At 46.3% G+C, this 657-nt stretch carries 1 protein-coding gene; it reads right to left on the reverse strand.

Annotated elements, in window-relative coordinates:
- Window positions 1–147: 147 nt before the first annotated feature.
- Window positions 148–516, reverse strand: a complete 369-nt coding sequence (locus ACYVRA_RS08000) for an FISUMP domain-containing protein (RefSeq protein WP_461252205.1) — start codon at window positions 514–516, stop codon at window positions 148–150.
- Window positions 517–657 lie beyond the last annotated feature (141 nt).

Below are 657 nucleotides of genomic sequence, written 5' to 3' on the forward strand. Positions count from 1 at the left end.
ACATCTTCGTCTATGTCTTCGTTTTTATTCCTCCTGATTGTACTATGTTTTTTTCTACGCAATTATTATAAAATTTATTGCACTCTATTATCTTCTAACTTAACCTATTTGAGTTATCATAGTATGATAAAGTGACTCTTTTTTCCTTTATATTTTTTCCTTGATTTTTTTTTTCAAGCAGAAGACGGCATACGATTTGTCACGATTATTGCGGCAACCGCCGGGCATGGCCGAAAAGCCGTAGTCGTCCGTCCCGTTGCCGTTTGTTTCGTCCGAGAGTTTTTCCCAACCGCTCTTCGCTTTCAGCATCGTGCCAGCTTTTCCGCCGCCGGCTACGTCTACCAACACAACCAACGACTTCCATTCCCACGTATCCGGCAAATGCCACCCTTTGGGGCAGACTTGCTTCGCGGTATTCCAATCGTACAGTCTGCCGTATTTATCGCAATAGGAAGCGCTGTCTTTGTAACACCAAGAATTGCCGGTCTGCGGCTGATAATTCAGGTTTTCCGCCATCCAAGATGTGTATAAGAGACAGTATTGGCTCCAGCCGGAAGCCGTGAATCATTTCACGCCGCCGTAGACTCCGGCGCAAACGCCGTTTATCTCGGCCTTGATGATTTCAACGCGCGTCTGCGGGCGAAGAACTTCACGATC

Source organism: Treponema sp. R8-4-B8, from assembly GCF_054786175.1.

Coding starts and splice junctions, on each gene's coding strand:
- ACYVRA_RS08000 (WP_461252205.1), bottom strand. CDS start 516: ATGGCGGAAAACCTGAATTATCAGCCGCAGACCGGCAATTCTTGGTGT.